9 protein-coding genes are annotated in these 12,625 nt (G+C 44.7%); 5 read left to right on the top strand and 4 right to left on the bottom strand.

Features of this window, described 5'->3' with window-relative positions:
- Positions 1–464 precede the first annotated feature (464 nt).
- Positions 465–2,270, bottom strand: a complete 1,806-nt coding sequence (locus tag V4C51_RS04100) for a hypothetical protein (protein ID WP_330924858.1) — start codon at positions 2,268–2,270, stop codon at positions 465–467.
- A gap of 283 nt (positions 2,271–2,553) precedes the next feature.
- On the opposite strand from V4C51_RS04100, the gene glnK reads away from it, so the two are divergent.
- Entirely contained in the window at positions 2,554–2,892 is a 339-nt protein-coding gene (gene glnK / locus V4C51_RS04095) for a P-II family nitrogen regulator (RefSeq protein WP_330924857.1), read from the top strand.
- A gap of 234 nt (positions 2,893–3,126) precedes the next feature.
- Positions 3,127–4,566, top strand: a complete 1,440-nt coding sequence (gene tldD, locus V4C51_RS04090; RefSeq protein ID WP_330924856.1) for a metalloprotease TldD — start codon at positions 3,127–3,129, stop codon at positions 4,564–4,566.
- Positions 4,567–5,036: 470 nt separating this feature from the next.
- Here the strand turns inward: tldD and V4C51_RS04085 are convergent, their stop codons facing one another.
- Positions 5,037–6,140, bottom strand: a complete 1,104-nt coding sequence (locus V4C51_RS04085) for an NAD/NADP-dependent octopine/nopaline dehydrogenase family protein (RefSeq protein WP_330924855.1) — start codon at positions 6,138–6,140, stop codon at positions 5,037–5,039.
- A 16-nt stretch (positions 6,141–6,156) separates the two neighbouring features.
- Positions 6,157–7,554, bottom strand: a complete 1,398-nt coding sequence (locus tag V4C51_RS04080; protein ID WP_330924854.1) for an MFS transporter — start codon at positions 7,552–7,554, stop codon at positions 6,157–6,159.
- A gap of 893 nt (positions 7,555–8,447) precedes the next feature.
- Between V4C51_RS04080 and V4C51_RS04075 the strand changes: the two genes are divergently transcribed.
- Positions 8,448–8,981: a hypothetical protein gene (locus V4C51_RS04075; RefSeq protein WP_330924853.1), complete on the top strand. Its 534-nt coding sequence runs from the start codon at positions 8,448–8,450 to the stop codon at positions 8,979–8,981.
- A gap of 8 nt (positions 8,982–8,989) precedes the next feature.
- Here V4C51_RS04075 and V4C51_RS04070 read toward each other — a convergent pair whose 3' ends face one another.
- Complete coding sequence (locus V4C51_RS04070) at positions 8,990–9,937, bottom strand: CNNM domain-containing protein (protein ID WP_330924852.1); 948 nt, start codon at positions 9,935–9,937, stop codon at positions 8,990–8,992.
- 111 nt (positions 9,938–10,048) lie between these two features.
- On the opposite strand from V4C51_RS04070, the gene waaA reads away from it, so the two are divergent.
- Entirely contained in the window at positions 10,049–11,344 is a 1,296-nt protein-coding gene (waaA, locus tag V4C51_RS04065) for a lipid IV(A) 3-deoxy-D-manno-octulosonic acid transferase (protein WP_330924874.1), read from the top strand.
- 36 nt (positions 11,345–11,380) lie between these two features.
- Positions 11,381–12,430: a beta-propeller fold lactonase family protein gene (locus V4C51_RS04060; protein WP_330924851.1), complete on the top strand. Its 1,050-nt coding sequence runs from the start codon at positions 11,381–11,383 to the stop codon at positions 12,428–12,430.
- Positions 12,431–12,625: the final 195 nt, after the last annotated feature.

Below are 12,625 nucleotides of genomic sequence, written 5' to 3'. Positions count from 1 at the left end.
CCTTCCAGATTGCTTTCCCGGTCACCATTGTTCGATGGATGAGCTTCCATCGCAGTGCTTGCTCAGTATTGTAGACGTTTAGCCATTCGTCCAGGAGCCTGTCGTACTTAAGGCAATTTCGGCCTGAAATACAGAAAGAGCGGCCATGTTTTCCGATGAATTTGCTTAAACAGGTCAACTATTCGCACAAATCCATTGAAAAATCTGACTCGCTCTACTGAATTTCATGCTCGAAAGCTTAAGCCCGACAGGCTCCTGGTTCAAACTGCAATGACTCTATCGTCGTATAGAGTTTCTTACCAAGAGGGGGACTCTCAGATTAATCAGCACAAAAGAGCGATGACACACAGCATTGTCAAATCAGCTATAGGGTAAAAAACAAGAGACGCGTTGTTTTTCCTATGACTGCTGTAATCCTGCCATCATACTCATTACACTTGTTAGACAAGGCGATAGGTATAGCCTCAACGCCAAATGGCGTCCAATTCTCGCAAAGCATTGGTGAAGTCATGGAAGCGGTGTTCGATCACACCCCTTTTCTTAACCAGTACAGCCGGCGCAAACGTCATTCCCTCAAGTTCTCTGGTGAAGGTTTCAAGTGCTTCTGTACTTTTCCTGGCTTCGGGCCAGTGAGAGACAGCATACAGGTAAGCATTTGCCATACCGCCACGATCAATGTCGTCTTTGCAGGTATTGTTGTAACTGGTTGCCCTGGTGGCTTGAATAAGACCTGTCACCAGATTTTTATTGAGAAAATGAAATAAAATAGCCCGCCGCTTGTCTTGCGTTAATTTCTTGCCATCGGGGATATTCAGCTCTTTTTTTACTTCTTGTAGTGTGTTTTCTATAAAGTGTTCAAAACTGTTTTCTTCCCCACTGAAGGTTCTTCTTAAATGGCTCGGAAAGAAAAAACCTTCCTTGTCGTCCAGTAAATGACTGACAATCGTATTACTGAAAGTTTGAAAATCAACATCTTCACTGTATTTTCCTGTTTGATGATAGAGGTTGCCATCAGCGGGAATCGTGACAACAGAAAGCTTCTCAAGGGTCTTGTCGTCTCTGGTTTTTTCCAACAGCCGGCTCCTTTGCCCTTCAACCCCGACTCGTCGCTGTCGGTTAATGTAAAGGTGGTGTTCATTATCCCCCTGGGCCCGGATAAATCGTTTAAACTCAGGGGAAAGCTCAGGTAATGTCCCCACTGCCTGAATGGTGGGGGTGCCCATCCGAATGCAGGCGATACCTTTTTCCCCCTTGCCTGTTGATAGTTCGAACAGCTTATAGGGGGTATTCCCCTGATAGTACGGGTCATAATTGAACCCCAACTCCCCGGCAGCAATATTACCGGCTTGATTGCGCAGGGAGTGAAAGGGGGTCGCCGCATTTTCCAACTCAGACCTTGTTCCCTGAATCAGCCTTTGCGTTTCCTCCAGCCTTAATGCCAGGGCACTGCCAGAGTCGGGTGTTAGTACATCCCCCTTTCGAGCAGGTTTTAAAGATTGAATAAACGCACTGTAAAATGGCTGCAGGGGCGTTGTGAATAGATGCGTTGAAAGGGTATTGAGTTCGTGGAAAATACCGTTCAGGTATTCAGTGCTAGCGGCATCGGTGTTCTTTTTCATGCAATGCCTCAGATGCTCTTCTGTTTCTCGAAAATACGCTAAAAAATGCTTATACCGACTCCTTGGTGTTTTGCCTGGCGTATGAGCGCCACCTTTCTCATTGAGGATTTCTGCCAGCATCGCCAACCGTTTTTTTTCCAGTTGTCGCAACTCTTTTGACAGCGCGCTTTTATCTGGTATACCCCCTTTCAGTGCTTCTTTCAAATGCTGCAATGTATTCTCGTAACGCTGTTGCTTCCACTTATCGCCTTCTATCCATTTTGCCTTGCGTGAACGGAAGGTTTTAACCAGACCACTAAAAATCCCCTTGCGCTTTGTTGAGGCAGAAGCGTTACCGGGTTTCTCTGGTTTAACAGCCGCTGAATAAACCTTGGCCACGTTACCATACCATTGCCCCAAAACAGCCTTGCCAGCTTGTATCCGTTTTTTGATAGCACTGGCTGGTGAGATATGATACGAGCGAATAGCTTTATCCTGTTCAGGCGCCGAAACGGGGTTGTCATGGCTGACAAGGGTTGATTTTTCATCTTTCCCCTGAGCATTCCGGCGCCCAAAAAAGACCTTTTTTCCAGCACCGTTCTTTTGTTCCTCTTGCAAAGGCTTTGTAGTGAACGATGCATTTTTCGTGGAAACCTTATGATTATTATCCATATTAGTGGCCCAGCAAAAATTAGGGGCATTGACGTCGCTCCTCTGCTTTAAGCATTCCACACATAATAATGATGAACAATAAAAAAAGGCTCCATGTCTGGCATTGGCCCTTTTTTGAAAACAAAACGCCTTTGATTCTACTGATCAGCCTGATATGGATCTTGAAAATCAGACAATGATTGTTTAACGGGTTGGATACACCAGGCCGTCGGCGTAGACTGATACGCTGATTTTGTCAGGGCTACCCCTGCATTTATAGTAATGGCCTCCGGGAGAGAAGTGTATGAAGTTGGTTTCGGCAATTATCAAGCCTTTCAAGTTGGATGATGTTCGTGAGTCGATTTCTGATATTGGCGTGCAGGGTATCACTGTTACAGAAGTCAAAGGCTTTGGTCGTCAAAAAGGGCATACAGAGCTATACCGCGGTGCAGAGTATGTGGTGGATTTCTTGCCTAAAGTCAAAATTGAAGTGGCTATTGGTGATGATATGTTGGACCAGGTGATTGAAACCATCACAAAAGCAGCCAATACCGGGAAAATTGGTGACGGTAAAATTTTTGTGACAGAGCTGGAGCAAGTGATTCGCGTCCGAACTGGCGAAACCGGTGAAGACGCAGTATAAACAGGCACTGTGACTTGTGATCAAGAAGTCGTCAATAGTATAAAATACTGCTATGGGTATGATGCCACTGCACAGTTCAAATAAGTGGTATTATACCGCAAGACTTCGCATTACTTATTTGGAGCTCAGGCTATATAATCAAGCTGAGTACGCGTCTGGAGAAATAGACGTCACCCCATCTAATCCCGTACCATAAACCCTATACAACTGACGCCCAGAGAGAAGTGATTACCTATGACCGATATTCTAACAAAAGCGCGTGACCAACTGTTAGTGCCTGCAAATATTGGTGATAACGATTTAGGGCGGGTGCTGAACAGCATGCTTGGTCATACGGTAGATGCGGCTGATTTATATTTCCAGTCTACTCGACATGAAGCCTGGGGTCTTGAAGACAGCATCGTGAAAGACGGCAGTTTTAATGTCGACCGAGGCGTAGGCGTGCGGGCTATGAGTGGAGAGAAAACCGGTTTTTCGTACTCCAACGAAATCATTGTACCTGCCCTGGAAGAAGCCGCGGGCGCCGCACGCAGTATTGCCAGATCAGGTCAGCAAAAGCAGGTGCAAGCGTGGCAGCGTAGTCAGCCATTAGCGTTGTACGGTGTTGATAACCCTCTGGATTCCGTCACACCTGAAGAAAAAGTGGCTTTACTGCATGCTTGTGACCAGGAAGCGCGCAAAGCGGACTCGCGAGTAAAGCAGGTCAATGTCAGTTTAGCCGGTGTTCATGAGACTATTCTGGTTGCCGCCTCTGATGGTACTTTGGCGGGTGATATTCGCCCCCTGGTCCGTTTAAACGTGAGTGTTATTGTAGAAAAAAATGGCCGGATTGAGCGAGGTACAGCCGGTGGTGGTGGTCGTGGAGACTATCGGCAGTTTTTAGTGAACAACAAAGGTCTGGAATATGCCCGTAAAGCTGTTCGACAGGCGCTGGTGAACCTTGAGGCTGTTGCCGCACCTGCAGGTACGATGCCTGTCGTATTAAGCGCCGGTTGGTCTGGTGTGTTGCTACATGAGGCCGTAGGGCATGGACTGGAGGGTGACTTTAACCGCAAGGGGAGTTCAGCTTATTCAGGTCGTATTGGTGAACGGGTTGCCTCGCCACTTTGTACTATTGTTGATGATGGTACGTTGGCAGGACGACGTGGCTCCCTTAATATTGACGATGAGGGCGTTCCTGCTGAGTCAACTGTTTTGATTGAGAGCGGTATTCTCAGAGGTTACATGCAAGACAAGCTCAATGCCCGGTTAATGGGAGTTTCCTCCACCGGAAATGGCAGAAGAGAATCCTACTCCCATCTGCCAATGCCACGAATGACCAATACCTATATGCTGGCAGGTCAGCATGATCCCGATGAAATTATTGCCAGTGTTGATAAAGGCATTTATGTTGAAAATATGGGGGGGGGGCAGGTTGATATTACTTCTGGAAAGTTTGTATTTTCTACGAGTGAGGCCTGGCTTATTGAAAAAGGCAAAAAAACGCAGCCAGTAAAAGGAGCTACGTTAATAGGCAATGGCCCGGATGTTATGAATAAAGTCTCCATGGTTGGCAACGACCTTGCTTTGGATCCTGGCGTGGGGGTTTGCGGCAAGGATGGTCAGTCTGTCCCGGTGGGCGTCGGTCAACCGACACTGAAGATTGACGAAATTACTGTCGGTGGCACTGCCTGACAAACCATGGACAGGTGACTATTGTGTTTTAATGCTTTTAATGCTTTTAATGACACCACCGTATAGCTTTCTTTCTGATTGTAACCCTGTAATCGGGATCAGTGTGCGCGAGAAGGCACACTGGTAGATTGTTTATTGCCACCAGGAGCCTGTCGGGCTTAAGCTTTCGAGCATGATATTCAGTAGAGCGAGTCAGATTGTTCGATCAATTTGTGTGAATAGTTGACCTATTTAAGCAAATTGATCGGAAATTCTGGCCGCTCTTTCTGGTTTTCAGGCCGAAATTGTCTTAAGTCCGACCGGCTCCTAGGAGCCTGACCGAGAATAGCGCCCGTAGCGAGGATTGCGAGAAATTGAGGATAAAAATTTCTGTTTCTGAGGATAATAGTGGGGCTATTTGACGAAGAAGCAGGAATTTTTAGACCAATTTATCGCAACCGCAGTAGGGTAGTCTATTCTCGGACAGGCTCCTAGCCTGCATACCTTAACTTCTCCAGACAGGGGGCATTGTTTTGCTGAGAATAATGAAGAATATCTTCTTCGGTCAGACCAAGCTTTTCGACGGTTCGTCCTATAGCAAAAAAGTCAACCCCTGCCAATTCACACGCTTTATTCACGATGTCGGTTGTCAGTGGTTGTGGTATACCCAGAATTCTTGCAATATCCAATTGGGGGATAAGCTTGGAGGGTACATCTTCCAGAATATAGCGGTGCTGAAACGTAGTTGGGGCAGGTAAATCAGCCTTATAAGGCTTGTTATTTTGTATTACTGTATAAAGATCAGCCATAGGTGTATCATAAACGGAATGCAACCACTGTATGACCGTTTGTGTCCGGACACCCAACCTTTGGGCAACAGTTACTCTTTCCTTATCTTGCATTTCCATATAGTGGGCAATTTCTGGTGTAATACCTTCAACATAGAAGTTAAAACTTTCTTTACGTCTTATACGCTCGGCATTAAGTACGATACCAGTTGAATGAAGAGTGCCGTTTACATTACGCAACCCTACAGATAGCGGATCCTCAATTAACTGGAATTGTGGATATACGTCATGGATAGCATCAAGAAAACCCTGAGCCTGATTCAGAGGCAGAGCTGTGAAATAGTTTTTACTTTTAATGCCACTAATCAGAACTTTTCCCACACCTGGAGATCTGGCCACGTAAGTAGTGTTATCTGTTTCTCCAACGGTGATCTTTGGATGATAACCTGCCCCATGTAATGTTTTCTGAAATAACAGTGACCCGCCAACTCCTCCACAGTTCAATAACACTCTCTGTCCGTTTTCAAGGTAAGGTGCCATTTTGGTAGCAATACTTTCATAAGCATCAGAAGTAACCATTAAGGAGAGGAAATCAGCGCCTTTGACAGCCTCTTCAAGGTCGGTAGTAATATTGATTAATTGAACAGTGTCATTGATAACACCTTCCATGATAATCGTGCCTATTTCCTTTAATGCTTTAATTTTTTCTAATGATCGGTTCCACAGCGTTACTTTATGACCTTTGTGGGCCATATGACCGGCAGCTGCCAAGCCAGCCGGGCCTGCACCAATTACTGTTACATTCATGGATATTACTCCTGAATTACTTCTTCTGAAGATTAAGTAAACAACTACAAAAAGTAGTTATGTGCTTACGATGGAATACTGCAATGAAAATCATTGCAGAAGCGACGATCAGGGCAGATAAGTTACAATAGTATGAAAAAATATACCCGGCATTACTAAAAAAGTTGTGTAATAAACCAGGTAGGCACAGAGCAAAAACAATGCCAAAGCCAATAAATAGTTTTTGAATAATAGATTGAATATTGCAGGCATTACCCATCATTGGCTTTTTAATATCAACCAACATAATCGCATTCATGCAGGTGTATAGTGTTGATTGAAAAAAACCAAATCCAGTGAGGATTAAAAGGTTTCTCATGCTATAGACATTGTTTGTCAGATATTGAGCAGAATATATACTAATACTATTGCCTAATATGGATAGAGCGAGGCTTTTTTCAAGCCCTAGGTTGTTTAAAAAACCAGTCATTAACTTTGCGGTTGCGGCCATTGCTCCGATAACTGCCAGATAGAAACCCGTTTGCAGCACGCTAAATTGAAAGTGCTGATGGAGATAAATAGAAATAGCCACTGGTACACCCGCCATGCCGATACGGGTAATGCAGTTTATCAACGCTCCCAGCAAATATTTTGTATTGCTAAAAACACCAAGATCAAGAACCCTGGTTTCCCTTCTTCTCCACCATAGTAGTAAGTAAAAGAGCAGGCAAAAAGTGCCCAGCATTAACGCGACCATGGATAAATGACTTTGTTTTTGAGCAAGTAGCTCAACACCTGTAGAAATCAGGACAATGGCCAGGGATGAAAATAAAAAACCTGAAAAATCAAAAGGCACCTTTTCTTTTATGGCAGGCATAAAACTGTGTCTGATAAAGTGAATATAGATAAATACACACAGAAATAACGCGGTGGGAACATTAATATAAAATGCATATCGCCAGGACGCGTAGTGAGAAAAGAATCCTCCCACAACCGGGCCAATGGCAATGCCAATCAGTCCTGGCATATTTACCATGCCTACGTAAAAGGCTACCTTGTCCTCCGTGCATCTTTCCATCAGCATAATCATGGCCACAGGGGCGGCGAAAGAGATCGACACTCCCTGAAAGAATCGGGCCAGTGTAAATGTTGTTAAATCACTGGCGAGGCCACAGGCTAGAGAGCTGACTAAAAAGGCCAAAATAGACATCAGCAGTAGTCTTATTGGCGAGTAATTTTTGCACAGCCAGGCAACCAGTGGAATAAACAGGCATGAGCCAATGGTATACGATAAAATGGGTTCGGCAATCTGGTCTGGACTAACGTTAAAAATATGAGCAAGAGGGATGGTTAAATTTGACAGCAGCGATGTGTCCATCAATTCCAGAAATAATGCGGAACCGGCTAAAAAAGCCAACTTGGATTGGTCTTCCATATTCATTCATACTTTTTTTAAAATTGCTGCCCACCAAGTCACTCTTAGTGACTTGTTGTAACCAGTTACTATTGTTTGACCTGTGGTACAGCATAGATAAAAGAAAAAAGTGAACAATTAAGAATGTAAGCGCTAGGAACCTGTCGGACTTATGCTTTCGAGCATAAAATTCTGGCCGCGCTTTCTCGCGCTTTCTGGATTTTAGGCCGAAATTGTCTTAAGTCCGACAGGCTTCCGGTAAGCGTAGGTTATTACTATAACCCCCTCAATGTGAGTTCTACTTATTATGCTTTCTGACAAAATAGAAGGCATGGTAAATAGGTTAATTACAATGACTATAAAAAACTGACAATAAAAATTAGACAATCTGACACTTTCTATTTTTTCAGCTCACCCACAGGCACTAAAAATCAGCTTTATCTTTACATTTGACGGCAGTCAACTTAAACGGCAGTAATATGGCAAGGTAAGTTAGGAAAGAAGCCAAAGCCATTGAAGAAAAGATTACTCTTTAAATATGTCGTTGGTTTTTTATATTTTCTGGAAAGGCGATAGTAAGTTTTATCAGGGAGCACCGTAATAAAAGACGGAAAGCCGATATTTTTGCTAAGCAACACTCGGTATACTGGTAATGATTTTACGGTTATTTTTTGTATGCTCTGAGTATTTACAGCTATATTAATCAAAAGTTAATAAGTATTATACGTTGCAGAGGCAGAATTGTGTTTAGAAAAATAAGACAACATTTTTTTTCAAAGCAGCGTTCACCCTGCTTCGGATCTGACAGGTTCGAGTCAAGGGGATCGCTTTCCTCTGTCTGGAGGAATCATCTTATAAATATAATTAATGAAGAAATCAGGAATGCGCCACCTGGGAGTGGTATGTCCCACACTATGAAAGCTGATTTACCCCGCGCGGATTATTACCTGGGTGGCTGGAAGGTCAGCAAGCGAGGGAAAGGGGAATTGAGTTTAAAACAATGGAACCATCTGATGAAAGAAAGTGAGTTTTCCTGGGTGGAGAGAAATATTGAAGGGCTTTCATCTTTTATGCACCAAGGACTCATTATGATGATTTTTGAGGCAAGAGTCATGTCGGGGCTATGGTCGGTTCTCGGGCACCAGCTTATAGGCCTTGGCTTTGGCACTGCAGATTTGAACTATAGTTTTATGGTGTCCTGTGAGCCTGCAATGATTGTCGAATTTACTTTATCGTCCAGTGTTCCTTACTTCCTTCTTCCAGAGAGTAGACTTTTGCATGGTGAACAAGACAGTTTCTTTACATTAAAAATAACATTACATTTCAAGGAGGTTGTAATAGAGGGGGCCAAACCTCAGCTACAGGCGCATTTTGAGGCGATGGATGATCAGTTTAGCAATCGCTGCCATATGCGGTTAATACCAACAGGCGAAGGAGAAGGATTTTAAACGTATCATCAATAAGCTGATTTATGCAGGACAGCACGGTAAATTTGCTTAACTGTCACAAACTTGTTTTCTTCTGGGCTGTCTCCGGGCAAGATAGCCACCGACGCGCGGTTTTCGCGGAATTGCTCCAGTGCTTCAAGTAACGTGGTCTCTGGTGCTAAAAAAATGGCCTGCCGGGCCAGCTCGCCAATTTTTCTGTCCTGGTCACCGTTAATCACCGCACGCGCCAGATGGCGGTATAAAACGATACCTGTTGCTTTGCCCTTGGATATCACGATATAGCGCTTAAAGTTTGACTTTCTGACTTTTTCATAAACGGAGTCAATGGTGGCATCAGCAGGCAGCCAGATCATCGGTCCCCGGTCTGACAGTAAATCGGTCAGCTTGCGGCTGTGAATGTTCAAGGCATGCTCTGCTATCACACTTTCTTCAGGGGCGATTGCCCCGTTTTTTTTGTAATACTTGATAATACTTCTTAAATCATCGCGAGTAATGCGCTCCCTCCGCTTTTTGGGCAGTAACCTGGCCCAGAGCAGGATACACCAGAGTACGGGGGTAAGCAGCCGGCAGAAAATACGAATCGTAGGAGCGCCATGGGTTAGAACCTGGTCAGCAATTTGTACGGCAACCAGTTTGGGCAGCATCTTGGCGAAGACCAGCATACAATAGGTCAGCAGGCCGGTAAAAATTGCCAGCTCAAAGCTATCGAGCCTTTGTGATGCCAAAGCACCGACTGAAGAGCTGCCGGCAATGCTGATGAGTGTGGTCAGCAGAACGATAGAAGAGAGGTGTTCGCTTTTATTGCGAATAATGTACTTGATATCCTTTTGGTGAGACGGTTTTTTCCGCAGTATGCGGGCCAGCCTGAGCTCGTCAACGCAGATAATGGCAGATTCAACCATGGAAAGCAGTCCGGTCAATGCGATAATTGACACGACAACAACAACCAGTAACATGCGGACCTCCTTGTGTACGATGAGAAAACGCTTGCCGGGAGTGTTAACTATCGGCAGAAGCCCTGTTCTTTCCAGTGCCCGGCATGCTCTTAATTGGATAAAAATGTGGCTATGAACCGATACCTGTATTCTCTGATTCTGTATCTGCTGGTGCCCTGTGTTTTCCTTAAACACCTTTGGCGATCGCGCCAGGCACCCGCTTACCGAAAGCGTTGGGGTGAGCGTCTGGGCTTCTATAGAACGCTCTCTTTCCATCAACCCGTCATCTGGGTGCATGCCGTTTCTGTCGGTGAAACTATTGCCAGCGCCCCTTTGGTTAAAAAGCTGATAGATAGCTACCCTGGCTATCGTGTTTTAGTCACGACCATGACGCCGACAGGCTCAGAGCAGGTGAAAAAGATCCACGGAGATACTGTGTCCCACCTGTATGCGCCATATGACCTTCCCTGTGCTCAGTCTCGCTTTTTAACGCATGTAAACCCCGCTATTGCCATCGTGATTGAAACTGAGCTCTGGCCAAACACCATCAATGCCTGTTACCAGCGTAACATTCCTGTAGTAATTGCCAATGCCCGATTGTCAGCTCGCTCAGCAAAAGGCTATCGGAAGCTGGGTAGCCTGACCCGCAAAATGATGAGTAAAATTGCCATGGTAGCCTGCCAGAATGCCGATGACGGTGAACGTTTCCTGCAATTAGGTCTCCCCAGAGAGCGCATGCGAGTCACAGGCAGCATAAAATTTGATCTGGCTGTTGATGCTCACCTGCAAGAAAAATCAAAGCAACTGAAAACATCCTGGCAAATGGGTCTTGGGCGACCGGTAACAGTGTTGATCGCTGCCAGCACCCATGATGGGGAAGATCAACCGATCATTGATGCCTTCATCGCCTTAAAGAAAACCCACAAAGACTTGCTGCTGGTGATTGTGCCAAGGCACCCTGAACGCTTTAATTCAGTGTACGAGCAGGTGCTCAGAAATCAACTTACCTGCCTGCGGCATAGCCAGCATCCCGTGTTAACATCGTCTACAGATGTTATACTTGGGGACACCATGGGCGAATTGATGATGCTCTATGGGGCGTCAGACATCGCGTTTGTGGGTGGAAGTCTGGTTGAACGCGGAGGGCATAATATGCTGGAGCCCGCATCACTGGGGTTACCTGTTATTAGTGGACCCCACACTTTTAACTTTCTCGATATCAGCCAGTCACTGGCCAAGGCTGGTGGGCTTCTCATGGTCCACAATGTGGATACGTTGATAAAAACCGTAAGTACACTGCTCGATAATACTGATTACAGGAGGATGATAGGGAAAAAAGGCGAGCAATTTGTAAAAGCCAATGGTGGCGCACTAGAGTATCAAATCCAACTCATATCGAGCGCTTTGCCTGTTTTGATTAACGAATAGGCAACGTTCCCTCATTGGAAATTGGAGAGTTAAAGCATGTTTCTGTCCAAGATGAAAAGTCGTGTTTTATATTGTGTTACCTTCTTACTTGCTGGTTTAGTTTTAGTTGGTGTCAATCTAGCAAAAGCCAGTTATATTCAAAAAGCCAGTTATATTCAAAAGGAGTCAACGCAAAACGGTCAATTTCAATCCCTGACTAAAGCCACTACCCCCCGAGCTTATATTACCAGTTATAATATTTTTAAAGGGGATTACAGTAAAATCATTCAATGTCAAATTAATCCGGCCACGGGTGCTTTTTCCAGTTGCAGTGATACCGGTGCCACTGGCTTGAATAACCCTACTATGGTTGTGCTTAACCAGCAAGGTACGCATGCTTTTATAGCCAGTTCCGATAATAACAAGATCATTCAATGTAAGGTTGATCAGGCTACGGGTAATTTTTCAAACTGTGGCGACACCGGTGCTACGCTCTTGGCACAACCAACAGGTATCACGTTAAATAAAAAGGGCACGCGCGCCTTCGTGGCGAATTTCTATGACTCAAAGATTATTACCTGTAAAGTTGATCCAGCTACGGGTAATTTTTCCAATTGTGTTGATACCAAGGGGGCTGGTTTCTCGGATCCTGCGGATATAAAATTCAATAAAGAAGAAAATCGTGCCTTTGTACTAAGTTCGTGGGGGTGCCGTGTTAATGCTTGTAAGGTTGACCCCGTTACTGGTATATTTTCACAATGCCAAAATGCAGGTGCTACCGGACTTTATATTCCCTTTGGAATGGCCTTCAATGACGCTGGTAATCAGGTTTATATCACCAATCAGGATTCAAAAGTCGTTCATTGCAAGGTTGATGTGGCTACGGGTAAATTTTCAGCCTGTGGTGATGCGGGCGCTACAGAAGTTTATGTTCCCGCTGGTATTGCGGTTAATCCCGAAGGCACCCGGGCTTATGTGGCCAATGCCTATAATTATCATGTTATTCAATGCAAAATTAATCCTGATACCGGTATGTTCTCCAATTGTGCTAAAACGGGTGCTTCCCTCTTAAAATATCCCGATGGAATTTATATACACTGGAAATAATGGCACGTTAATCATATGTGACCTATGATGACCATGGTGAATAATTCACCGTGGTCACTTAAGATTAACGCCCGCTTGTTTTGGGGGAAGGTTTTCGTTAGTCATCTTCTAATGGGTTTTTCGTTTCAACACGCCTTCTAACAATGGTAGCGTTTATATTTTCAACGGGGAAAGCATTTAACCAGAGAATAACCA

Source organism: Candidatus Sororendozoicomonas aggregata (assembly GCF_031528575.1).
In the GTDB taxonomy this organism is placed as follows: domain Bacteria; phylum Pseudomonadota; class Gammaproteobacteria; order Pseudomonadales; family Endozoicomonadaceae; genus Endonucleibacter; species Endonucleibacter aggregata.
The sequence above is the reverse complement of the archived record's forward strand: the minus strand, read 5'-3'. Positions and strand labels throughout refer to the sequence as shown.